Raw genomic sequence first — 23214 nt, forward strand, 5'->3', positions numbered from 1 at the left:
CCCGCTAGCGTTATTGCAGCCGGTCGGGTCTCGCCTTCGGACCAGCACTTAGCTGATGCATGTTGGCCACGAGGCGGGCATCCAGTGGTGAGGGCCTGAAGGTTCAGAACGTGCCGGGATAGGCGCCGCCATCGATAAGGATGTTTTGTCCGGTGATGTACCCGGCGTGGGTCGAACACAGAAAAGCGCATGTCGCGCCGAACTCGTCCGGATGGCCGAATCGCCTGCTCGGATTGCTGGCCCTGACCTCTTCGGTAACCTCCGCCACACTGCGCGATGAGTTCCGGGCAAGTGCAGCGAGGTTCGATTTCAGCCTGTCGGTATCGAACGTGCCGGGCAACAGGTTGTTGACCGTGACATTGTGCTCGGAGACGGAGCGCGCCAGACCCGCAACGAAGCCTGTTAGTCCGGTTCGCGCACCATTCGACAGCGCGAGCATTGCGACGGGCGCCTTCACCGCGTGCGAGGTGATGTTGACGATGCGACCGAACTTGCGGGCGATCATGCCATCAATCGTCGCCTTGATCAGCGCGATCGGCGCCAGCATGTTGCCATCGAGCGCCTTGATCCAATCGTCGCGACCGAAATTCCTGAAATCGCCGGGCGGTGGTCCGCCGGCATTGTTAATGAGAATATCCGGATCGGCGCAGGCGGCCAGGATGGCCTCTCGTCCCTCCTGGCTCGTGACATCGGCCGCGACCGTGTGAGGTCGGTTGGCCGTCGCTGACTCAATCTCATCGGCTGCGCTGTCAAGTACGTCGCGCCGTCGTGCCACAATGACGAGTTCGACGCCCTCGCGCGCCAACGTCATGGCACTCGCTTTGCCAAGGCCCTGGCTTGCCGCACAGACAATGGCCTTGCGGCCCCGCAATCTCAGATCCATGTGTCCTCGTCGGGTGAGCCCACGCTTTCGGCGGCGGAGCAACTGTTACTTGTTGGGCAGGGTCATTCCGGCAGGTTTGGAGCCCCACATGCAGAAGCTCGTCGGTTCAAAGCCGAATTGCCGCGGCCGGTGCGTGACCTCGTCCTCGATCTCGTCTACCCCCACGGAATATTCGAAGATCATGTCGTCCGGTCCCTTGAAGTAGAGGAAGCGGGCGCCGGACGTCGGATGGCGACCCGGGCCGAAAACGATCGGGACGCGCTTGTCGTTCAGGAAATAGTAGGAACGCAGCACGTCATCGTTGCTTTCGACCTGGTGGTTGATGTGCTGGATGCCGGCTTGTGGCGCACGCACCAGCGCGATCGTGTGATGAATGGCGTTGACCCGCATCAGGGGGATGTCGCCGATGCGGTCGCTGACGCGCGCGTTGCAGACTTGGGTCCAGAAGCGTTCATCGCGCGCCGGGTCTGTAGAGTTCAACCCGATGTGGCTGAAGCCGGTGATGCCGGCGTCGCGGCTGGCAAAATATCGCCGCCCGCTTCGCTCCGGGCGCACGACGAGCTCGATATGGTTGCCCGTCGGATCACGAAAGCCGATGAAAGCTTTCACCTTGCGCTGCTCCGCTTCCTGCGCAGTGCCCGCGTGGACGGCATGACCGAGCGACTCCAGCGTCGCAGCGGCGTCTTGCAGACTGGCCTCATCATCGACTTCGAAACCGACAGTCTGGTCGCGAGGATCGCCTTCCGAATAGCACAGCGTGTGCGCGCGCTCGTCGGACCGGAGATACAGAGAGTTGCTTCCGCGTTCGGCGATCTGCAATCCAAGGCAAGAGGTCGCGAACATTTCTGCCTGCTCAAGATCGGGTGAACCGAGACGGACGTAGCTCACATCCCTTAACTGGATCATGCATGCCTCCTGTTCGTCTGGACGTGTGTGCTCAGTTCCGGCACGCTCTTGCTTTCGCTGCCCCAATTGCAGAGTGACACCGCGTTGAGGGAGAATTGTCGGGCCGGCCGCGGCTTGTCGCCGATGTCGGCGGTGCCGTGCACGTAGGAAAGGATCAGCCCGTCGGGGCCCTCGACATGCAGGAAGATCTGGCCAGACGCGGATTGGCGTCCTGGCCCCTGAACGATCTTCACCTGGTTCTCCTGCATGAAGTAGCTGTTCTGCATGATCTGATCGAGCGCCTCGACTTCGAAGGCCGCGTAGAGCAGGCCGTTCCGTCGCGACGGATAGAGTGCGATGCGATGGTGCAGGTGGTCGATGCGCAGGTAAGCGATGTCGCCGACCCAGTCGGTCACTTCAGCGCCGAGGAGACGCCAGAAGGCAAGATCGCGGACATGTTCGGTGCTGCGCAGCCCAATGCCCTGGAATTGCACGATGCCGGCGTCGCGCGGCGGAAAGTAGCGCCGGCCGCTGCGGGTGGGGCGAGTCACGAGATCGATGCGATTTCCAGAGGCATCCTCGGCAAGGAGGGCGGATTGCACATATCTGCGCAGGCATTCCTCGGGGCTTGCGGACCGCACCGCAAAGCCGTGCTCGCGCAACCGGTCGCCGATCTGTTGCAGCGTGGCATCGTCCCAAACTTCAATGCCGACGCTGGTGCCGTCGTCTGGATCGCAACTGATGCTCACGGTCCGGTAGCGCTCGTCCGAGCGGAAAGCCAATTCGCCGTTCTTGTCGGAGACCCGCTGCAGTCCGAAGATATCAGAGATGAAGCGGGCGCAAGCCTGCGGCTCGCTGACCGCGTGGCGAACGTAGCAGACCGACGCGATGAATGGTGTGGTTTGACCGTTGATGCCCTCACTCATTGCGCCGCCCCCGCCTTGGTTGCGCTTCAAGAAAGGCTTTGATCATCTGTCGCCAGAGCGCGAAGAGCTGATCAAACCATTCGGGATCGTTGTCCCAGAGTGTGCGCAGCGCCATGCCGCGGACGACGCCGAGGGTGAGTGCCACGATATCGGCCGCAACCGAGGGGGGGACGCCGCTTGCGGCCAGTGCCTCGGCCCAAGCCGCCTCGACCGGCCGACGCGCCTTGCGAGAGATGTCGAGGATCTGCTTGCGTACAGCCTGATCGGTCGACGTCGAGAGCACGATGTCGATCGCCACCATGAAGTGTTCGCTGAAGAAGAACTCCTTGGCGTCCTCGATCACCGTTTCGATGAGGTCTCGAGGACGGTTTGCGGCGGCTGCACGACGACGGCTGAGCATCTGTGCCTGCTCGAACACGTATTCGAGCGTGGCGACGACGAGCGAATCCTTGGTCGGAAAATGATGCAGTTGGGCGCCGCGGGATACGCCCGCCTCGGCGGCGACCTCGGCAGTGCGAAATCTCGCATAGCCGCGGCGCCGGATCAGCTTGGCCGCCGCCTTCAGGATGCGCAGCCTAGTTTCTGCGGTCCGCTCGGCCTGGGTGCGACGCCGCGGCGGCGCCAGCGATCGTCGAGCGGATTTGAGCGGAGCGGGAGCGCGATCGGGGCGGGCGGGCATGTCAAACCTCAATCTGAACCTTCCCGTCGACAACCGCGACGGGATACGTCTTCAAGGGGATCTCGCAGGGCATGCCGGTGGGTTCGCCGGTCGTGACGTCGAAGGTCCCGAAGTGGAAGGTGCACTCGACGATCTTACCGTTGATGAGGCCTTCTTCCGACAGCGACGCTTCACCGTGGGTGCACATATCGGCCGTGGCGTAGATCCTGCCGGCCACGCGATACAGGGCGACATTGGTGCCGTCGGGGAGGGCGGCCTGCTTGATCTCACCCTCGACGACCTCATCCGAGCTGCAAAGAATGACTGTTTCTGCCATGGCGAAGACCTAGAGCATGGTGCTGCCGCCATTGACGCTGATGACCTGGCCGGTCACGAACGATGCTTCGGCGGATGCAAGATATGAGACCATGGACGCGACTTCCTCCATCTCCGCCGGGCGGCCCATGGGGATGACGCTAACGAATTTGGCGGCAAGCGCCGGATTGCTCTTGGTGATGGCGACCATCTGTGGCGTGTTCACTGCGCATGGCGCCACCGTGTTGACGGTGATGCCGTCCTTTGCGAACTCCCGTGCCATGCCAGTCGTAAGCCCGTGGACGCCGCCTTTGGCCGCATTGTAAGCCGCGTGGTCCCAGAGCCCGTTGCGGACGGAATCGGCGCCGAGATTGATGATGCGGCCATAGCCTTGCTTCCGCATTGTGGGCACCGCGTACCAGGAGCACCAGAGCACGGTCCACAGGTTGCGGTCGATCGTGGTCTTGATCGTCTCCGGCGTGTGCTCGGCAAAGGGCCGGATGATCCCGCCGCCGGCGTTGTTGACGAGGATATCGAGGCGGCCAAAGCGGTCCGAGGCCAGCCTGATCGTTGTCTCGGCTACGGCCTGATCGGACAAATCGCCGGCCTGGCTCGCGATCTCGGCGCCGTATTTGCTCGCGAGGTGCGTGGAAGCGTCCTTCAGACCGGCCCCATCGAGGTCGGCGAGAACCAGCTTGGCGCCGTCCTTAGCGAGCCACTCCGCAATCGCAAAACCGATGCCCTTTGCGGCACCGGTCACCACGGCCACGTTGTTCTTGAATTTTTGATCCACTGCGGGCTCTTCTCACAGAATGATGCTGACACGCCCTTGTGTGCGCAGTCCTTCGCTGTCGAGCAGGCAGCGCTTCTCTTTGATGCGCAGACGCCCGTTCTCGGTGACAAGCCGATAGCGGTTGCTTCCGAAATAGGTATCGGTCACGCCGTCTTTCGTACGATAGGTGATGAAGGCGGCGGCGACCTCCATTTCATCGTCGCTGCGGTTGCGGATGCGGACATTGCTGACGAGATGCCGCGTCCGGGAATGAGGAAATTCGGCATGGGCTGTGCGCTTCATCAGACGCTTGACGCGTTCGCTGAGCCGGAAGCGGTCGTCGGCAACGTAGAAGAGGTTCTTATCGGGAGACGAGTCCGCGGGAACATCCGTGGACGGCACGTAGTAGATTGCATCTTCGGTGAAGAGCTCGAGCCATTCCGGCAACCGCCACTCGTCGAGCAACTCGGCTTCAGCGAACAGGAAATCCTCGACGTCAGCTCGTGAAACATTCTGCATCTGGCTCTCCTTCAGACCGACGTCGCGAAGACGCGCTTGTTCCAGTTCGACCAGAACGCCCGCATTTGCAGCTCATCGTCATAGGCGGGTGTTTCCTTGCCCATGCCCTTGGAAATGTCATTCCATTGCGCCTCGCTGGAGTTGCGGAAGCCGCGCTGGCACTGCTCGAGTGCTTCAACGTCGTCCGGGGTAGCAAAACCGCCCGGACCCAGGAACTCCAGGAAGTTGAACAGGCGGTACTTTCGCGCCCAATCCGTCTCTTCCTTGGGTGCCAGGGCCCATGCGCTCACCGTCATGAAGTCAGGGGCCTGCGGGTAGTAGGTCCGGATCGTCACCGCCATGATGTCGTTGACGACCAGATTGGGAAATACGAAGAGGTTGCGATTGTAGAGTGCGATCCGCTTGGCGCGCTCTTCGCCGAAACGCTTGACGAGCCCCTGAACGAGCCGGTCGATTTCGCGTTTGCCCTCCTCACCCCACATCGGGATCCACTGTCCGACCGGACGCCCCCATGGCGCCTTGTACTCCAGCACGGCGTGTCCGTTGCCGAGGTCGCGCGCTGCGCCTTCCAGCGGCACCGGCGCCAGCCCGCCATTGGTCGCTTTCAGGTAATCGAAATAGGTCGCATGCGTCGTGAGCGCGTGATAGCCGTCAATCGAGTTCTCCGTCAGCAGCTTCCAGTTGGCCCGCATGGAGTATTCCTGCGTGCCACCGACGATCGTCATGCCGGTCTCGGCCTGGTCCGCGATGACGTCGAGATATTCCTTCACAGGCCCGAGATAGCTGTCGAGCGTTTCGGCATTCCGGTCGAAGCAGACGAAGCAGAAGTCGCGGTAGGTCTCGAACCGGGGCACCTGCTGCATGTTGGATGTGTTGCGCTCCTTGAAATCGGAAGCGTAGGAAGCTTCGCCGGGCTGGCTGCGCAGTGCGCCATCCAGGCCGAATACCCAGCCGTGATAGAAGCACTGAAAGGATTTTGCGTTGCCGTGCTTTTCACGGCAGACCTGCGCGCCGCGGTGCGGACAGGTGTTGAACATGGCGCGCAGAGTGCCCTTGGCATCGCGTGCGAACAGGATGCTGCGTCCACCGACGTGACGTGTGACGAAGTCGCCCGGCTTTGAAATCTCCGAGGCGTGTCCGAGATAGAGCCAGCATTTGTCGAAGATCCGCGCGCGTTCGGCTTCGAGAATATCCGGATCGACAAAGGTCTGGCGCGATACCTTGAAGATCTGCTTGGCCTCGTCGACCATGAGTGCGGTATTCATTCGCTGGAACGCATTCATTGCAGTCCCTCCCTCAAGGCAGTCTCATCCTCATTGTGATTTCAACGCGGCCCGCAGATCGTAGCTGGGCGACTCCAGATCGGCGCGCGACGGCCTTGCGTTCATTGCGATGATCCGTCGGAACATCGCCATGTCCTTGGCGGCGTTCACCGACAGAGCGCCGACCACTTCGCTTCCGTGCATGGCCACGATCGAAAACTTGGCGCGGCTCGGATCGCCGCGTACGATCTGTTCAGCATCGCACATGTCCCCGGCGACCTGGATGTTCAGGTCATACTGATCGGTCCAGAACCAGGGCGCGTCGTTGTATTCCTTCACCTCGCCGATCATGTTGGCTGCCACCGCGATCGCCTGGTTCTGCGCATTGGCCCAGGTTTCGACGCGGATGGCGCGGCCATGGCAGCGGCTCCACTGCAAGGCAGCATCGCCGGCACAGAAGATATCGGGTGCGGCCGTGCGTCCGCAGGCGTCCACTGCGATGCCTCCCGTGGTGGGGAGCTTGATCCGTTCGGCAAGGCCGGTCGATGGAGCTACGCCAATGCCGACGAGAACCAGATCGGCCGCGATTGCCTCGCCATTGCTCAGTCGAACGGAGCCCGATCCGCCGCCGGACACCGTCGTGCCGAAGATGAATTCCACGCCGTGATTACGGTGCCTCTCGGCCACGAGATCGCTGATCAGACCTGGGAACGCGCGTGCGAGAAGCCGTGCTTCGCTTTCGATGACCGTGACACGGCAGCCGCTCTTGGCGGCTGCGCATGCCGCTTCGAGGCCGATGACACCGCCTCCAATGATCACGATACGGGATCGCGCCCCGATATGGCGACGAAACCGGAATGCATCCTCGACGTTGCGCAGGTACTGCACTTCGAGCGGTGCGTCGTCGAGCGCCGCGAGCCGGCGCGGCCGTGTACCGGTCGCCAGCAGCAGGCGATCGAACGGAAAGGCGCCACCGTCGGCCGTCGTTAGAATGCGGCGATCCGCATCGCAGTCGACCGCCGCAGCGCCGGTCACGAGACGGACGCCGAGTGCTTCATCCCAGTCGCGGGCCGGCTTGATGTAGGCGATCGGCGTCTCCGGCGACTGCAGTAAGGCCTTCGAAAGTTGCGGCCGCTCGTAGGGAGGGTGCGGCTCATCTCCAATCATTGTGACGGAGCCCCTGAATCCGCGTGCGCGGAGCGCTTCTGCGGCGCGGCCGCCGGCCTGGCCGGCCCCCGCGATGACGACGCTTTCGATCGTATGCGCCACGCCCGCTTCGCTCCCTGATGCGATTTTGCCGATCGCTGTTATAGATAGTGCACTAGCATACGAATATATCATTGCATAGAAAATAAAAACAGTCCAACCTGCTTGTAAATGGCGCGCCCGGCAGGCACGGAGTGCGGCGCACAAAGGGTAGGGAGGATGTCTTGGTCGAGGCGATCGATGCCCATACGCATTTCGTTCCGCGACATATTCCGGCGGAACCGACCGGCAATCCGCTCTGGCCTTCCGTCGAAACCAGGGGTGAAACGGCCGCCGTCATGGTCGGAGGCAAGGTTTTTCGCGTCATCGATTCCCGAAGCTGGGACGCGGCGCGCCGTATCGACGACATGGCGGAGGACGACGTCAACGTCCAGGTCGTCTCGCCGATGCCGGAGCTGCTGTCGCACTGGTTTCCGCCTTCCGATGCGGATGCGCTGTGCCGCCACGTGAACGAGGGGATCGCGGCGCTATGTGCCGGTCATCCTGAAAAGTTCATCGGAATCGGCATGGTTCCAATGCAGGATGTCGCGCTCGCGGTGCGACGCGTGCAGGAGATCAGATCGCTCGGCCTACGTGGCATCGAGATCGGGACGCATATCAACGGCGTCGCGCTTGGCGAGTCGCGCTTGAACGAGATTTATGCAGCCGTAGAACAAGCCGGATTGATGGTGATGGTGCATCCATTGCATCCGCTCGGACTTGATCGGATTGCCGGCCGCAGCGAGCTCGCGGCGGTGGCCGCATTCCCGTTGGAGACGGCCTTTGCGGCGGTGTCACTGATGACGCACGGTGTGCTTGAGCGTTTTCCGAACCTGCGAATATTGCTCAGCCACGGCGGCGGTGCGCTCTCGTGGATCCTGCCTCGCCTCCAGCACGCCTTTGGACTTGGTGCGCCGCTAAGTGAGCTTTTTGCGAGAGATCCGCAGGAGATCGCTCGCCGGTTCTGCTACGACACGGTTCTCTATGACCCATCTGCGCTGCAATACCTCGTCAGCAAGGTCGGAACGGATCGGCTTGTCGTCGGATCCGACTATCCCTTTACGATCAAGCAGGGCCGGCCTGCGCAATTCGCCGAACGGGCCTTGCCCATCGCGCGCGAGGTTCTCACCGCCAACGCAAGACGGCTCTTTGGTTTCCAATAGGGCAGGAGGAGGGCACGTTGGGAAGCTGCTATTCCTACCGACAGTTCTGTTCGCTCGGGCCCTTGCCGCCGCGAACGCCTGTTAGATCGGACCCTCAGGTGCCAAAGGACTACGGGCTCGGTCGATGCATGCATGGAAAGATCGGCGCGTTCTATTTCTATGCCGAGGGCTCCAGCGATGATCCGGCCTTTGGGTTTTGCGAGATCGAGCTGTCCGTTCAGCAGTTGGCCGGTAACACGGCGCGGCTCGAGCTCTACTGCATCGCCGATGGCTATCAGAGTGCGCGTGGCGTCGGAGCTAGGTACCCGCTCGAGGTCGCCGTGCTTGCTGGGGAGAAAGTGCTGGGACGAGCGAGCTGGCATTTCCCCGATGTTATCTGCGGTCACGCCGATCCCATGCACTTCGCAGTGGATATCGAGATCAGCGACGGCCTCTTTGCGCGCATTGATCGCGTTGAGCTGGCAGCGGCGCGCGGCGAGGCGGTGCCGTGCCGATAGACGAGGCAGGTCCCGGCCGATCACGGTACGAGAGGCCCGGAAAAACAGACACTTAGTCTGTAAACGTTCTCCTAGATAGTAAAGTAGAGTACTATTAGAACGAATGGGGACTGTGGTGCGGTGAGGCGAACCGGCTCGGGTCTTGAGGAGAAATCGATGCGATTTCGTGTTGCAATCGTGCTGTGTGTTGCGGTCGCGTTGGCCGGTGCGATGGGCTGGCGGCAAGCTTCGGCCGAAGCCTATCCGTCGCGGCGCATCAATCTCATCGTGCCGTTTCCGGCGGGCAGTGCGACCGACGCAGTAACGAGGCGTCTGGCCGAGAGCATGCGAGTCGATACAGGCGTAACGGTGCTGGTCGAGAACAAGCCCGGCGCCGACGGCAATCTTGCCGCACTCTCCGTTCTGAAGGCAGAAGCGGACGGTTATACCGTGTTCGTCACGACGAACTCAACGCAGGCGGCCAATGTCAGCCTGTTCAACGAAATGCCCTATGATCCCAAGGCGGATTTCGCGCCTGTGGCGGGGATCATGACCATTCCAATGATGCTTGCGGTGAAGCCCGAGTTCGCGGCCAAGACCGTCGCCGAGTTCATCGCCTTTGCCAAGTCGCGTCCGAAGCCGCTCTCTTTCGGCAGCGGCAACACGTCGAGCCGTGGCGCAGCCGAGCTATTCCGCTACAGGGCCGGAATCGAAATGCAGCACGTTCCATATCGGGGAATGCCGCAGGCCTTGACTGACGTTCTGAGCGGAGAGATCGATTGTGTTTTCGCCGATCCCGCCAGCGCGCAGGGCCTGATCCAGGATGGCCGATTGCGCGTGCTGGCGGTGACGAGTGCCGAGCGGTTGGAGAGCATGCCTGAGGTCCCGACGCTGGCGCAGGCCGGATTGTCCGGGGCCGAGCTCACGGCCTGGGTCGGGGTTTTCGTGCGGACCGGCACTCCTCCGGATATCGTCGCAAAGCTCGGCCAAGTCGTGCTCGGCTTCGTTAAGAGCAAGGACACGGGGGCTTATCTTCAATCCGTCGGGGCCAAGCCGTTTCCAGCCGGTCCGGACGAATTGAAGGCGTTCGAGGAGGCCGACACTCGCCGCTGGGCCGAAATCGTCGACGTCGCGAAGATTGAAAAGAAGTAGCTCAATTCCGCAGAGCCACCATTCCGCGGTCCAGCACGACGACGTCCCGCTCGATCGCTCGCGAGCGGAAGCGGATTTGACCGACCGTGTTGAAGAATTCCGTACGGATCGTCTCGCCGGGAAACACCGGTCGGCTGAAGCGCGCTGACAGCAACTTGAGACGATCAGGCTCCCCGTCTGCAAGGCTTGCAAGGACAGCGCGGGTTGCTATTCCCAATGTGCACAGGCCATGCAGGATCGGGCGCTCGAACCCCGCCCTTGTGGCGGCCGCGGGATCTGCGTGGATCGGATTGTAGTCGCCGCTCAACCGGTAGATCAGGGCGCCTTGCGGCAGCGTGGCGATGTCCTGGATCTCCGAGGGAGGCTGTTCGGAAAGAGGACTGGCTTCGCTCGGGACGATGCCGAAGCTGCCACAGCCGCCGTCGCCACGCAGGAACAGCACGCTCCGGACCGTCGCCAGCTTCTTTCCGCCCGCGTCGTTCAGCGTCTTGACCAGGTGCAGAACGGCACCTTTGCCGGTGCCCTTGTCGGCAACCGCCGAGATCTCGTAGCCGGCATTGACCGTGCCTTCCGGTGGAACAGGACAGTGGATCTCAAAGCTCTGCTCGCCGTGGAGCAGTCTGACCCAATCGATCTCAAGTTCTGGCCGTTTCGCCCAGAAGCCCGGATGGGCGAGCACGCAGCAGATGGAGGGCACGGCGCGAAGATCGGCTTCGTACACGAAATTGAGCTGCGAGGTGTCGAGAGGATCGGAACCGTAACCAAGGCCGAGTGCGTAGAGCATGGTGTCCCGGCGCGTGTAGGTGTGCGAGACCGGTTCAAAGCGGAAGTTTCGGACGGCTTTGAGGTTCAAGATATCCTCCATGCGCTAGAGACTGGATGCGACACCCGACGGTGAGATTGTTCGCTACCGCTGAAAAGCAGTTGCAATGGTGTCATATCATATAGTACACAAGTGTACTAATTAACAATTTGCTGGCGCGGGATGTGCCGGGCAGGGAGTGACGCAGTGATCTGGAGCGCTGGGCGGTCGAACCGTTGGGGCCGCGTCGAGAGACGGTCCAGATGGGCTGTGCCGCGAGAGGGTGGCTGCGGAGCTGCAAGAGCCGTGCTGCTGATCCTGGCCGGCATGCTCGCCAGTCAGGCAATTGCCGGTGAGAAGATATATGGCCCCGGCGTCAGCGACACCGAGATTAGGATTGGCAACACGTCTCCCTATAGCGGTCCCGCGTCAGCCTTCAGCATGGTCGCGAAGACCGAGGAGGCGTACTTCCGCAAGGTCAATGCGGAGGGGGGTATCAACGGGCGCCGCATCGTTTTCCTGTCCTATGATGACGCCTATTCACCACCGAAGACGGTCGAACAGACGAGGCGCCTAGTCGAGAGCGACGAGGTTCTGCTGGTCTTCAATGCGCTCGGCACTGCGGCGAACTCGGCCGTACAAAAATACCTGAATGCCAGGAAGGTGCCTCAGCTCTTTGTGTCGAGCGGCGCCGCCAAGTGGAACGATCCGAAGAACTTCCCATGGACGATGGGTTTCACCCCAAGCTACGAGACGGAAGGCTACATCTACGCGAAATATGTGCTGCAAAAGCAGCCCGCTGCCAAGGTGGCGATCCTCTTCCAGAACGATGACTTCGGGAAGGACTATCTCAAGGGGATAAAGCAGGGCCTTGGCGACAGGGCTGCTTCCATGATCGTCGCGGAAGAGGCTTTCGACGTGTCGGAGCCGACCATCGATTCCCATCTCGTCAAGCTGAGATCGACCGGCGCCGACGTGCTGTTCGACATTGCGACCCCAAAATTTGCGGCGCAGGCGATCAAGAAGGTATCGGAACTCGGCTGGAAGCCGCTGCACCTTCTCAGCTATGTGTCGGCGTCGATCGGCAGCGTGATCAAGCCGGCAGGTTTCGAGAATGCGCAAGGGCTGATCTCGGCGGCGTATTTCAAGGATCCGAATGATCCTGCCTGGAAGGACGACGCCGGCCTCAAGGAGCTCAACGAATTTCTCGATGGCTATTTTCCAGGCGCCGACCGCAGCGATACGTTGATCGTGAATGGCTACAACACGGCGCAGGCGCTCGTTTACCTGCTGAAGCAATGCGGAGACGATCTCACACGCGAGAACGTCATGCGGCTTGCCTCCAATCTGAAGCAGGTCGAACTGGGAATGTTGCTGCCCGGGATCCGCTTGAACACCTCGCCGGTCGATTTTGCGCCGGTCAAGCAATGGCAGTTGATGCGCTTCGAGGGGACGAACTGGCATCTGTTTGGCGACGTCATGAGCGGCGCTGCCGGAAACTAGAGGGAGGCGACGAATGGGACAGCTATGCGCCGGACGGGTTGCGATTGTGACGGGGGGCGGCCGCGGGCTTGGACGCGAATACGCGCTGATGCTGGCGGAGCAGGGCGCCAAAGTGGTCGTCAACGATCTCGGCAGCACCGCGGCGGGCGAGGGTGCCGACCTTTCGCCCGCTCAAGAGGTTGTCGATGAGATCAAGCGCGGTGGCGGCGAGGCAATCGTGAATGGCAATGACGTTAGCGATTGGGCCGGCGCCAAGGCGCTCATCGACGATGCCATCAACACGTTCGGCCGGCTCGACGTTCTCGTCAACAATGCCGGAATCCTGCGCGACCGCATGATGGTCAACATGACCGAGGCGGAATGGGACGCCGTGATCAAGGTGCACCTCAAGGGCACCTTCGCGCCGTGTCACCATGCAGCGCAATACTGGCGACAGGAGACCAAAAAACGCGGCGCACCGGTCAACGCTCGCTTGATCAACACTTCGTCCGCATCCGGACTGTTCGGCAATGTCGGCCAGAGCAACTACGGAGCCGCTAAGGCGGGAATAGCGGCTTTTACCATTGTCAGTGCGATGGAGCTTCGGCAGTACGGCATCACGGTGAACGCGATCGCACCTCGAGCGCAGACCCGCATGACCGAGGGCTTGCGAGAGCGCACCGAGGAGGAGATCAAGCGCCGGAACCCGCGTTGGGTCGCGCCAATCGTGGTCTGGCTCGCGAGCGAGGAGTCCGCTGAGGTGACCGGTCGCGTGTTCGAGGCGGGCGATGGAATTCTCAAAGTCGCTGAAGGCTGGCACGCCGGTCCTGGAATCGATCCGGTCGACGATCCGAACGAACTCGGCCCTCAAGTCATGGAGCTGATGCGGAAAGCGCGCCCCAATGCCGATATCTGGGGACGCGACATCGTCTCATGACTTTCTTGGACTCCTCCCGGAGTGCACCTCAGGTGGGTGGCAGGCCTCAAGCGGCCACCCGCCGCTTTTTGCGGGGTTTCGAGCGCTGCACTTCTTCTTCCTCGTCCTCGACGGTGCCGGTCTGTGTGCCGTCCGACATGGCGAGGAGGTTGTGTTTCATGGCGAGCAGCGCCTCCGAGGCGGCTTCCAGCTGCTTGCGGTCGATTCCGTGGACAATCTGGGCGTTGAACTTGTCGGTTTCCTTCCTGAGCTTCTCCAGAAAGCCGCGCGCCTGTTTGGTCACGTAGACCCGCTTGACCCGCCTGTCGACCGGATCGGCCTGGCGTATCACGAAGCCGGAGGATTCCAGGCGATCGATCAGAGCACCCACGGCGACCTTGCCGACGTCGAGCTCATTCGCCAACTGCGTCTGCGGCAGGCCGTCCTTGCGCGAGATGAATGCGAGCACCCACCACTGGGAGCGGGTGATCCCGAGCGGCGCCAGTGCGCGATCGAACATCATTCTCCGGAGCCGCGACACGTCGTGGATGAGATAGCCTAGCCGTAGATCCCAATCGGTCTGATCAACCATCGATATTTTCCTTGAAGGCCGAGTCGGGGCCAAGGTTAAAGTAATACCATACACCAGCGTATTTTAAAGGGAAGAGCGCCAATACCGTCCTTGTCGGACCTGCCGATCGATTTACAAAACAAGTACGCTAGTGTATTACTTGCTCAGAACTATCCGGTCCGGGGGCGGCTCGCCGCAATTGCAACCGGCCGCAGGGAGGACGTTGCTCATGTTCGATGCCGCAGTGCTCAAAGGAAAGCGCATCCTCATCACCGGCGGGGGGACCGGGCTTGGCAAGGAGATGGCGATCGGTTTCGCCGCCCATGGTGCGCATGTGTACATTTGCGGGCGACGCAAGGAGGTCCTGGATCAGGCCACGCAGGAAATCCAGGCGAGATCGGGAGGGCAGGCGACGGCGCTGCTCGCCAATGTCCGCGATCCCGACAGTGTCGAAGCGTTGGCGGCCAGCATCTGGGAGCACGGACCGCTTACCGGCCTCGTCAACAACGCTGCAGCCAACTTCCTGGCGCCGACCGAAAGCCTGTCGCCGCGTGGCTATGAGGCTGTTCGTTCAACCGTCATGGACGGCTCGTTCTATGCCTCGCTTGCCTGCGGCAAGCGGTGGATCGCCGCGGGTCTGCCGGGCGTGATCATCAGCAATCTCGTGACCTGGGTATGGACCGGGTCGGCCTATGTGGTGCCGTCGGCGATGGCAAAGGCGGCGGTGCATGCGATGACCATGTCGCTCGCGGTGGAGTGGGGACCAAAAGGCATTCGTGTCAATGCGATCGCGCCCGGGCCGTTCCCGACCGAAGGCGCGTGGGACAAGCTCAATCCATTGGCGGAGACTGGCGTCGGCGCCACGCAAGCGGACGAGGTGCCGTTGCGTCGCTTTGGCAAGATGGACGAGTTGCGCAATCTCCTGATCTTCCTGATGTCGGACGGCTGCAGCTACATCACGGGCGACACGATCGCCATCGACGGCGGTCATCATCTGGCGGCGCCTAGCACCTTTGCGGGCCTCTCGAAATTGTCGCCGGCCGATTGGCAGCGCGCCCGGGAAGCCATTCAGGCGTCGGTGCAGAAGGAAAAGCAGGCGCGATCGATTTGATCCGTATAAGCGCAGCTTGCGGTGACGAAGGGAGAGACGCCGATGGGACTGGCCGTATCAACAAAGACCTTCGAATGCACCATCGACGATGGTCTCGCTCACATCGTCCTAGACCAGCCGGAGCGCGGCAACCCGATTGACGGGGAATTCTGTCGCGAGTTCGGCCTGTGCATCGCGGAGTTGAGCGAGCGCGACGATGTGCGGGCGGTGCTGCTCTCGGCGCGCGGACGATTGTTCAGCGTCGGCGGCGACCTGATGTCGCTCGTCAAGCAGGGGGACGCACTGCCAAGGACGATCAAGGCGTGGACGGCCGACTTGCACGCGGCGATCGCGAGAATGGTTCGCATGCGGGCGCCCGTCGTTGCCGCGGTTCACGGCAATGTCGCCGGCGGGAGCGTGTCCCTCGTGGCGGCCGCCGACCTCGTCGTGGTGGCGGAATCGGCGCGGATTTCGGCGGCATTTTCCAAGATCGGATTTAGCCCCGACAGCGGTTCGACCACGACCGTCACGCGCCGGATCGGCGTTGCGCGTGCGAGGCGTTTTTTCCTGCTCGGCGAGACGCTCGACGCAAAAGCTGCGTTGTCGCTGGGCTTGGTCGATTTCGTGGTTTCGGACAGCGCCGTCCAGTCCGAGGCGGCACGAATAGCGAAGGAGCTTGCCAGCGGTCCCACGGAGGCATTTGGTGCGATCAAGCGCCTGTTTTGCCAGACATCCGATCGATCGTTCGAAAGCCAGCTCGAGGAAGAAGCACAGACGCTCGCGGCAATCTCACGAACGGTCGATGCCAGGGAAGGCGTCAAGGCCTTCGTCGAAAAACGAAAGCCGGTATTCGTCGGAAAATGATCAGCGGGGCGACAATCTGGATCATCGCCGATAAATCATACTCTGCAATAAGATACACACATAAACGAAAATGATCCGACGGCGAGGTCGGACGCGAGCACAGCAGTGGAGGGATTCATGACTGTGGCAACCACCAGGCAAGCCAGCTTTCGCGAAGCCGGCTATTGGTTGGACAAGACCGTCGATCTGCTTTTGGCCGAGGCCGCGGCGAAGACGCCCGACAAGGTCGCCATCGTCGCCGACCGGGCGGATCGCGAGCAGGCACCTCGCTTCACTTACAGGCAATTGGAGGATCTTGCCAATCGCGCCGCGAGCTCGTTGCTGCGGCTCGGGGTCGGACCCGGCGACGTCATTACCGTTCAACTTCCCAATTGGTGGGAGTTCGTCGTCACGGCGTTCGCCTGCAGCAAGATCGGCGCGGTGATGAATCCGGTGATGCCGATCCTGAGGGAGCGCGAGCTGCTCTACATCCTGAATTTCTGCCAGGCGAAGGTGTTCATCGTTCCCAAGAGCTACCGCGGGTTCGATTACGCCGCGATGGCGCGGGGCATGCGCGCCGATCTTCCCCACCTCAAGCACGTGATCGTGGTTGACGGCGAGGGCGAGACCAGCTTCGACAGGGTGCTGTTGTCGTCCGAGCCAGACAAGCTTCCGCGCGGTCTTCGCCCAGATGACATGTCCGTACTGATGTTCACCTCAGGCACGACGGGTGAACCCAAGGGGGTCATGCATACCTCGAACTCGCTGATTGCCTGCTGCAAGGCGCTGTCGGGAAGGTTCGGGCTTCATTCAACCGATGTCCTGCTGGTGGCTTCGCCCGTCGGTCACATGACCGGTTACGCGGCGATCGTGCTGCTTTCGGTTTATCTCCAGGGAACAATGATCCTGCAGGATATCTGGGAGGCCAAGCGCGGCGTCGGTTTGATGGCCCGCGAAGACGTGACGTATACGGCAGCATCGACGCCGTTCCTCAGCGATATCTGCGACGCGGTGAAGGCGGGGGCACCGCAGCCGAAGAGCCTTCGTTCTTTCCTGTGCGGCGGCGCGCCAATTCCTTCCGTCCTGATCGAGCGGGCGGCGAGCGAATTGGGTCTCAAAGTCTGCTCGCTCTGGGGCATGACCGAGGTGCTCTCGGGCTCGCTGACCGAGCCAGCGCGTGCCGCGGAAAAGTCAGCAAGCACGGATGGCCGGTCGCTCGAGGGAATGGAAGTCAAGATCGTTGACGACGAGAGCAGGCCGGTGCCTGCGGGGCAATCGGGACGATTGCTGGTTCGCGGTGCGCAGATGTTCAAGGGCTACTACAAGCGTCCGGAACTGCCGACCTTCGATTGCGAAGGATGGTTCGATTCCGGCGATCTCGCCTACATGGATAGGGATGGCTACATCCGGATCTCGGGACGGGTGAAAGACATCCTGATCAGGGGCGGAGAGAACGTTCCGGTCGTTGAGATCGAAAATCTGCTCTACAAGCATCCGGCGGTTGCCGCGGTCGCCATCGTCGGTTTTCCGGATGCGCGGCTCGGCGAACGCGGCTGTGCGTTCATCGTTCCCCGCACAGGAGGCACGATCGATCTGGCGGCGGTGCAGGCCTATCTTGGTGACGCCAAGATGGCGAAGCAGTTCTGGCCCGAACGCGTCGAGATCGTGGCCGAGCTTCCGCGCACCGCCAGCGGGAAGATCCAAAAATTCAAGCTCAGACAGGCCGCCGCCGCATTTGCTGGCGCGAAGTAGGTCATTGATCGGAATAGGTCGGATCCCGTCGCTCGCGAAACGCGGCGACGGCTTCCCTGTGATCATGCGTCTCCAGAAGGATGACTTGCTGGCGATCTTCCATCATGAGGGCCGCGTCGAGGCTTGGGGCGTCGATCAGCATGTTGAGCGCCTGCTTGGTCAACCGTAGTCCCATTGGAGACGTGCGCAACATCTCGGAGGCAAATTCCATTCCCCGTGTGAGCAGGTCGTCGGCTGGAACCACGTCGCTGATGAGACCGATGGTCTTGGCGCGCTCAGCTTTGAGAAAACGACCCGTAAGCAAGAATTCGGAGGCGACCGATAGACCGACCAGCCTCGGAAGCAGGTAACCTGACCCCATGTCGCAACCGCCGACGCCGACGCGAATGTAGGCAGCATTCATGCGTGCGTCGGGTGCCGCGAAGCGGACATCACAAGCGAGCAGGAAGGAAAAGCCGGCCCCGCATGCTGCGCCATGGACAAGGCCGATGATCGGCTGCGGGCATGAGCGCATCAGACGGATGACGCCTGAATAATTCTGCTGCATCTTGAGCTGGCGCTGCGGCCGGCCGTTGCCGGGTGCGGCAAACGCGTCCGATCCGAGTTCGGCGCCGGCAGAGAACGCGGGCCCGTTGCCGCGCAGGATCACGACCCGTGTTGTCGGCCGGTCGTGGAGCCCGGAGAAATACTCCGTCAACTCCGAGATCATATCGGGGGACACCGCGTTGAGCTGGGCGGGGCGGTCTAAGGTCAGGATGTCGATCGCACCTTGGGTCTCGACGGTGATGGTGCTCGGTTGCCGCATGGTTGCTCCTCCCATCGCTCAATGTCTTTTGGTGACAATAGTAATATAGCGTACTATTATTCGACGCAATGCGCATCGCAGCCTCCATCTCGTTGAGATAGGCTGCATCGCCTTGCGACAAGATCTTCAGGGAGCCACGAAATGCCATATCAGTCCGTGTTCAGGCCGGATCTGTTCAGGGGGCAGACGATCATCGTAACCGGAGGTGGCAGCGGCATCGGACGGTGCACCGCACACGAGCTGGCCGCTCTCGGTGCGAACGTCGCAATCCTTGGCAGGACGATGGAGAAGCTGGTCGAGGTGCAGCACGAGATCGAGGAGGATGGCGGGCGGGCAATGAGCCATGCCTGCGACATCCGCGATGAAGCGATGGTGATCGGCGCCGTCGATGCGGTGCTCGCGCGCTACGGCCGAATCGACGGCCTGGTCAACAATGCAGGCGGTCAGTTTCGAGCACCCTTGAAGACGATCTCGACCAAGGGCTTTGAGGCGGTCGTGCGCAACAATCTGACCGGCGGCTTCATCTTCATGCGCGAGGTCTATAACCGCTGTATGGAGGCCAACGGCGGGGCGATCGTGAACATTATCGCCGACATCTGGCATGGCTGGCCCGAATTCGGTCACTCGGCCGCGGCACGGGGCGGCATGTTGACCTTGACGGAGACGGCTGCCTGCGAATGGTCCTCAGCGGGCGTGCGCGTAAATGCGGTGGCGCCTGGCGGCATCGTCTCGAGCGGCTTCGATACCTATTCGCCGGAAATGCAGAAAAAGCTTCACGACTTCACCGAACGTGTGCCGCTCCAGCGTTTCGGGACCGAAGCAGAAATATCGGCTGCCATCACCTATCTGCTGTCACCGGCGGCTGCCTACATCACCGGCTCCTGTATTCGCGTCGACGGCGGAACGCCCAATGCGCGTACCACCTGGAAGCTCGAGCCACATAACCGCAGCGTTCCCTTCGAAGGCTTCCATCGCGCGAAACTGCCTGAGGTGATGAAGGGCAAGGCCGGCGCGTAATGGGGGGCCGCTCAGTCGACCGCGATGATCAGCTTTCCGTGGTTCTCCCCCCGGTAAAGCCGGGCAATCGCGCCGGGCGCGTGCTCCAGGCCCGGTAGGATTTCCTCATCGTGAACGATCTTGCCGGCAAGCGCGAACTCGGCGAGGTGTGCCGCAGCCGTTTCGAACTCGGCAACATGATCGAAGATGATGAAGCCGGACCAGCGTAGCCGTCGCGTCAGGATTTCGCGTTCGGGCCGCGGACCGGTCGGGACGGGGGTCCAGGACGCGTTCGCGGCCGTGCCGCACTGAATGACGCGGCCATGCAGCCGCATCGTGCGGATGGCGGCGTCGGCGATCGGGCCGCCGGTGTTATCGAAGAAGATATCGTTGCCGTCCGGGCAGGCCGCGCGGATTGCCGCGCCGAGGTCGGCGGCCTCACGGTAGTTGATCATGTCCTGATAGCCGTAGCGGCCCTTGGCTTGCGCCATCTTGTCGGCGGAACTGGTGAGCCCGACGGCGCGGCAACCGGCGATCTGCGCCAATTGGCCAACAAAGCTTCCCACGCTGCCGGCGGCCGTCGAGACGAGGACATGCTCGCCGGGTTTGGGATTGCCCAGGCCGTGGAACGCAAGATAGGCGGTGAGACCGTTCATGCCGAGGACACTCAGATTGGCACTGAGGGGGAGTGCGGATGGAACAACGCGACGCATCACGGCATCTGGTGTGGTGACGCAATAGCGCTGCCAGCCAAACCACCCGTAGACGAATTCGCCGGCCCGGAAGTCCGGCGCATTGCTCTCCAGGATTTCGCCGACAGCGAGGGCGCGCATCGGCGTGTTCAGCGGCACCGGCGCACTGTAGTTCCCCTCGTCATTGGCCCATCCGCGCTGCGCGGGATCGACGGAGAGAAAGCGATTTTCGATCAGGATCTCGCCCTTGCCGGGAGTGGCGACCGGCTCCGTCACCAGCAAAAAGTGCTCGGGTTGCGGTATCCCACGCGGCCGCGCCGCGAGCAGGACCTGTCGGTTTTCACGAGCGGCCATGAGCGATCCTCATAATTAGTACACTTGTGTACGATATAACTATACGGTAGAAAATGGGCGGGAGACAAGAACGCGTCAAGGAAGTTTCGGCGACCCAGGCTGCCGGACCCCTGCAACATCCAACAAGAGGCAAGCACATGACGGGGCTCTACTTCGAGCAATTTTCGGTCGGGCAGACGTTTGTCCACGAGATCCGTCGCACCGTGACGGACATGGACAACATCCTGTTCTCGTCGCTGACCTACAATCCGGCAGCAATCCATATCGATCACGACTATGCCAAGAGTACCGAGTTTGGAAAGCCCTTGATGAACTCGATTTTCACATTGGGTCTTATCATCGGCTTGTCGGTCCAGGATACGACGCTCGGGACCACTGTCGGCAATCTGGGCATGGAGGACACAAAGTTTCCGCGTCCGGTGTTCGGCGGCGACACGCTGCGCGCCGAGACCAAGGTCATCGCCGTCCGCGAGAGCAAGTCGCGCCCTACGCAGGGTATCGTGACGTTCGAGCATCGCGGATTCAATCAGCGCGATGAAGAGGTGGTTTACTGCCGCAGGAACGCATTGATGATGAGGAGGCCGGCATGAGATTGCGCTCGCTGCTCTTTGTACCGGCTGACAGCGAACGCAAGTTCGCCAAGGCAAGCAGCGTCGGGGCGGATGCGCTGATCCTTGATCTCGAGGACTCGGTTGCGCCTGGCCGCAAGGCGTTCGCCCGGGATGCGGTCAAGGACATGCTGGGGGGGCGAACCGGAGACTGGTCGTTCCTGGTTCGGATCAATCCGTTCGGCACCAATCTCACCCTGGAGGATCTGGCGGCGGTGGTTCGTCCCGGCCTCGACGGCATTCTGATCCCCAAGGTCAACGGTATCGAAGACGTCGAGCTTGTGTCGCATTATGTCGACGTGCTCGAGGTCGCGGCTGGCGTTGCGCCCGGCCACGTCAAGCTTCTGGTGGTGGCGACCGAAACGCCAGCCGCCATGATCGGCTTCAACGGCTATGCTCGGAAGAACAAGCGTCTGGTCGCGATGACCTGGGGCGGAGAAGATTTGAGCGCGGCGCTCGGCGCTCTCACGCCTCGGGAGACGGATGGCAGCTGGACGTTTCCCTACCAGGTGGCACGTGCGCAGTGCCTGTTCGCTGCCGGCGCCGCGGGGGCGGCGGCGCTCGAAACCCTGTATGTCGACTTCCGAGATCAGAAGGGATTGGCCGAAAACTGCAAGATCGCGCGTCGGGACGGATTCGTCGGTCGGATCGCCATTCATCCGGATCAGGTCGCTACCATCAATGCCTGCTTCACCCCGTCAGAGGACGATCTTGCGCATGCACGGCGGGTCGTCGCCGCGTTCGCTGCGGCGCCTGACGTTGGAACTGTAGGGATCGACGGGAAGATGTACGACATTCCGCATCTGGTCGCGGCACGAAGGACACTGGCATCGGTCGGGGAGGGCAACTCGAATGGATAGATCGTTCGCAAATCAGCTCGACGTGCCCGAGGATCACGCAGCAATCCGTGAAGGCGTGCGCGCCGTCGTCACGCGCTTCGATGACGAATACTGGCTGGCGCGCGACGACGACGGCAAGTTTCCGCATGAGTTCCACCGCGCCATGGCGGAGGCCGGCTGGCTCGGCATCACCATGCCCGAGGAGTATGGCGGCGCCGGCCTTGGCGTCTCCGAAGCTGCGATCATGATGCATGAGGTGGCGAGCCACGGTGGCGGCATGACCTCGGCATCGGCGGTCCACATCAACCTGTTCGGGCCACACCCCATCGTGGTGAAGGGGACCGATGAACAGAAGCGGCGCTGGGTGCCTCGACTGGTGTCGGGCGGGGATCAATGCTGCTTCGGCTTCACTGAGCCGGATGCGGGGCTGAACACCACACGCATCAAGACCTTTGCCGAGAAGGTCCCGGGCGGCTATCGCGTGAACGGACAGAAGGTCTGGACCTCGACCGCGCAGGTCGCGAACAAGATCATGCTGTTGACGCGGACCACGAAGTTCGAGGACTGCAAGCGACCGACCGACGGCATCACCATCTTCTATACCGACCTCGATCGTTCGAAGATCGAGGTGCGCCGAATCCCGAAGATGGGCCGCAAGGCCGTGGATTCCAACGCGATCTTCATCGACGGTCTCTTCATCCCGGAAGAGGATCGGATCGGCGAGGAAGGGAAGGGCTTTTCCTACATCCTGCACAGCCTCAATCCCGAGCGCATCCTGATTGCGGTCGAAGCCATCGGTATTGGACAGGACGCGCTACGCCGCGCGACACAGTACGCCAGGGAGCGCGTGGTGTTCGATCGTCCGATCGGCCAGAACCAGGGAATCCAGCACCCGTTGGCGGAGAAATGGATGTACCTCGAGTCGGCCTGGCTGATGGCCATGCGTGCGGCCTGGCTCTACGATACCGGCAAGCCCTGTGGCGCCGAGGCCAATAGTGCGAAATTCCTTGGCGCGCGCGCCGGTCATGATGCCGCCTGGCAGGCGATCATGACCCACGGCGGCTTCGGCTATGCCAAGGAATATCACGTCGAAAGGTTGTTCCGAGAAGTCTCGATTACGCGGCTTGCGCCGATCACCGAGCAGCTCATGCTGAGCTTCATCGCCGAGAAGGTGCTCGATCTGCCGAAGAGCTACTGACCCGCGCCGA

The 23214-nt window shown here is 61.9% G+C and carries 25 protein-coding genes; 12 read left to right on the top strand and 13 right to left on the bottom strand.

The window, feature by feature from the left end:
* Positions 1-103: 103 nt before the first annotated feature.
* From NLN62_RS35315 to NLN62_RS35355, 9 genes are read right to left on the bottom strand one after another with little or no spacing between them, the layout of a single operon-like run.
* A complete protein-coding gene (locus NLN62_RS35315; RefSeq protein WP_254111841.1) occupies positions 104-883 on the bottom strand; it encodes an SDR family oxidoreductase in 780 nt (259 codons plus the stop codon).
* A gap of 45 nt (positions 884-928) precedes the next feature.
* Positions 929-1789, bottom strand: coding sequence for a VOC family protein (locus NLN62_RS35320; RefSeq protein ID WP_254111842.1), 861 nt, complete (start codon positions 1787-1789; stop codon positions 929-931).
* Complete coding sequence (locus tag NLN62_RS35325) at positions 1786-2694, bottom strand: VOC family protein (protein WP_254111843.1); 909 nt, start codon at positions 2692-2694, stop codon at positions 1786-1788. The genes NLN62_RS35320 and NLN62_RS35325 overlap by 4 nt, the downstream gene beginning before the upstream one ends.
* Positions 2687-3373: a TetR/AcrR family transcriptional regulator gene (locus NLN62_RS35330; protein ID WP_254111844.1), complete on the bottom strand. Its 687-nt coding sequence runs from the start codon at positions 3371-3373 to the stop codon at positions 2687-2689. The genes NLN62_RS35325 and NLN62_RS35330 overlap by 8 nt, the downstream gene beginning before the upstream one ends.
* Position 3374: 1 nt before the next feature.
* Positions 3375-3689, bottom strand: coding sequence for a non-heme iron oxygenase ferredoxin subunit (locus tag NLN62_RS35335; RefSeq protein WP_254111845.1), 315 nt, complete (start codon positions 3687-3689; stop codon positions 3375-3377).
* A gap of 9 nt (positions 3690-3698) precedes the next feature.
* Complete coding sequence (locus tag NLN62_RS35340) at positions 3699-4460, bottom strand: SDR family oxidoreductase (RefSeq protein WP_254111846.1); 762 nt, start codon at positions 4458-4460, stop codon at positions 3699-3701.
* A 12-nt stretch (positions 4461-4472) separates the two neighbouring features.
* Positions 4473-4958 (bottom strand): aromatic-ring-hydroxylating dioxygenase subunit beta, encoded by a 486-nt coding sequence (locus tag NLN62_RS35345; RefSeq protein ID WP_254111847.1) that lies wholly within the window; start codon positions 4956-4958, stop codon positions 4473-4475.
* 11 nt (positions 4959-4969) lie between these two features.
* Positions 4970-6241 (bottom strand): Rieske 2Fe-2S domain-containing protein, encoded by a 1272-nt coding sequence (locus NLN62_RS35350; protein ID WP_254111848.1) that lies wholly within the window; start codon positions 6239-6241, stop codon positions 4970-4972.
* 30 nt (positions 6242-6271) lie between these two features.
* Positions 6272-7489 carry an NAD(P)/FAD-dependent oxidoreductase gene (locus NLN62_RS35355; protein ID WP_254111849.1) on the bottom strand — a complete coding sequence of 406 codons (1218 nt, stop codon included), beginning with the start codon at positions 7487-7489 and terminating at the stop codon, positions 6272-6274.
* Between the two features lie 161 nt (positions 7490-7650).
* Between NLN62_RS35355 and NLN62_RS35360 the strand changes: the two genes are divergently transcribed.
* From NLN62_RS35360 to NLN62_RS35370, 3 genes are all read left to right on the top strand, one after another.
* A complete protein-coding gene (locus NLN62_RS35360) occupies positions 7651-8628 on the top strand; it encodes an amidohydrolase family protein (RefSeq protein ID WP_254111850.1) in 978 nt (325 codons plus the stop codon).
* A gap of 98 nt (positions 8629-8726) precedes the next feature.
* Positions 8727-9125, top strand: coding sequence for a hypothetical protein (locus NLN62_RS35365; RefSeq protein ID WP_254111851.1), 399 nt, complete (start codon positions 8727-8729; stop codon positions 9123-9125).
* A gap of 156 nt (positions 9126-9281) precedes the next feature.
* Complete coding sequence (locus tag NLN62_RS35370) at positions 9282-10256, top strand: tripartite tricarboxylate transporter substrate binding protein (RefSeq protein ID WP_254111852.1); 975 nt, start codon at positions 9282-9284, stop codon at positions 10254-10256.
* Position 10257: 1 nt separating this feature from the next.
* On the opposite strand, the gene NLN62_RS35375 is transcribed toward NLN62_RS35370, so the two are convergent.
* Positions 10258-11109 (bottom strand): MaoC/PaaZ C-terminal domain-containing protein, encoded by an 852-nt coding sequence (locus NLN62_RS35375; protein ID WP_254111853.1) that lies wholly within the window; start codon positions 11107-11109, stop codon positions 10258-10260.
* A gap of 219 nt (positions 11110-11328) precedes the next feature.
* On the opposite strand from NLN62_RS35375, the gene NLN62_RS35380 reads away from it, so the two are divergent.
* Entirely contained in the window at positions 11329-12561 is a 1233-nt protein-coding gene (locus tag NLN62_RS35380) for an ABC transporter substrate-binding protein (RefSeq protein ID WP_371933059.1), read from the top strand.
* 13 nt (positions 12562-12574) lie between these two features.
* The gene (locus tag NLN62_RS35385; protein ID WP_254111854.1) at positions 12575-13477 is read left to right on the top strand and encodes an SDR family oxidoreductase; all 903 of its coding nucleotides are present in this window, start codon (positions 12575-12577) and stop codon (positions 13475-13477) included.
* A 46-nt stretch (positions 13478-13523) separates the two neighbouring features.
* Here NLN62_RS35385 and NLN62_RS35390 read toward each other — a convergent pair whose 3' ends face one another.
* Positions 13524-13976 carry a MarR family winged helix-turn-helix transcriptional regulator gene (locus NLN62_RS35390; protein WP_254111855.1) on the bottom strand — a complete coding sequence of 151 codons (453 nt, stop codon included), beginning with the start codon at positions 13974-13976 and terminating at the stop codon, positions 13524-13526.
* A 280-nt stretch (positions 13977-14256) separates the two neighbouring features.
* Here NLN62_RS35390 and NLN62_RS35395 point away from each other — a divergent pair, with 280 nt between their 5' ends.
* The 3 genes from NLN62_RS35395 (at position 14257) to NLN62_RS35405 (ending at position 17712) form a co-directional block, all read left to right on the top strand.
* On the top strand, positions 14257-15138 hold the full coding sequence (locus NLN62_RS35395) for an SDR family oxidoreductase (protein WP_254111856.1): 882 nt from the start codon (positions 14257-14259) through the stop codon (positions 15136-15138).
* A 42-nt stretch (positions 15139-15180) separates the two neighbouring features.
* Positions 15181-15981: an enoyl-CoA hydratase/isomerase family protein gene (locus tag NLN62_RS35400; RefSeq protein WP_254111857.1), complete on the top strand. Its 801-nt coding sequence runs from the start codon at positions 15181-15183 to the stop codon at positions 15979-15981.
* A gap of 117 nt (positions 15982-16098) precedes the next feature.
* On the top strand, positions 16099-17712 hold the full coding sequence (locus tag NLN62_RS35405; protein ID WP_254111858.1) for an AMP-binding protein: 1614 nt from the start codon (positions 16099-16101) through the stop codon (positions 17710-17712).
* Between the two features lies 1 nt (position 17713).
* On the opposite strand, the gene NLN62_RS35410 is transcribed toward NLN62_RS35405, so the two are convergent.
* Positions 17714-18517 carry an enoyl-CoA hydratase/isomerase family protein gene (locus NLN62_RS35410; protein ID WP_254111859.1) on the bottom strand — a complete coding sequence of 268 codons (804 nt, stop codon included), beginning with the start codon at positions 18515-18517 and terminating at the stop codon, positions 17714-17716.
* A gap of 141 nt (positions 18518-18658) precedes the next feature.
* Here NLN62_RS35410 and NLN62_RS35415 point away from each other — a divergent pair, with 141 nt between their 5' ends.
* Positions 18659-19534: an SDR family oxidoreductase gene (locus NLN62_RS35415; RefSeq protein ID WP_254111860.1), complete on the top strand. Its 876-nt coding sequence runs from the start codon at positions 18659-18661 to the stop codon at positions 19532-19534.
* An 11-nt stretch (positions 19535-19545) separates the two neighbouring features.
* Here NLN62_RS35415 and NLN62_RS35420 read toward each other — a convergent pair whose 3' ends face one another.
* Positions 19546-20559, bottom strand: coding sequence for an NADP-dependent oxidoreductase (locus tag NLN62_RS35420; protein ID WP_254111861.1), 1014 nt, complete (start codon positions 20557-20559; stop codon positions 19546-19548).
* A gap of 137 nt (positions 20560-20696) precedes the next feature.
* Here NLN62_RS35420 and NLN62_RS35425 point away from each other — a divergent pair, with 137 nt between their 5' ends.
* From NLN62_RS35425 to NLN62_RS35435, 3 genes are read left to right on the top strand one after another with little or no spacing between them, the layout of a single operon-like run.
* Positions 20697-21149 carry a MaoC family dehydratase gene (locus tag NLN62_RS35425; RefSeq protein ID WP_254111862.1) on the top strand — a complete coding sequence of 151 codons (453 nt, stop codon included), beginning with the start codon at positions 20697-20699 and terminating at the stop codon, positions 21147-21149.
* Positions 21146-22027: a CoA ester lyase gene (locus NLN62_RS35430; RefSeq protein ID WP_254111863.1), complete on the top strand. Its 882-nt coding sequence runs from the start codon at positions 21146-21148 to the stop codon at positions 22025-22027. Before NLN62_RS35425 ends, NLN62_RS35430 begins: the two co-directional genes overlap by 4 nt.
* Positions 22020-23204 (top strand): acyl-CoA dehydrogenase family protein, encoded by a 1185-nt coding sequence (locus NLN62_RS35435; RefSeq protein WP_254111864.1) that lies wholly within the window; start codon positions 22020-22022, stop codon positions 23202-23204. The genes NLN62_RS35430 and NLN62_RS35435 overlap by 8 nt, the downstream gene beginning before the upstream one ends.
* The last annotated feature ends 10 nt before the right edge of the window (positions 23205-23214 follow it).

The sequence above is a fragment of the Bradyrhizobium sp. CCGUVB23 genome (assembly GCF_024199885.1).
In the GTDB taxonomy this organism is placed as follows: Bacteria; Pseudomonadota; Alphaproteobacteria; order Rhizobiales; family Xanthobacteraceae; genus Bradyrhizobium.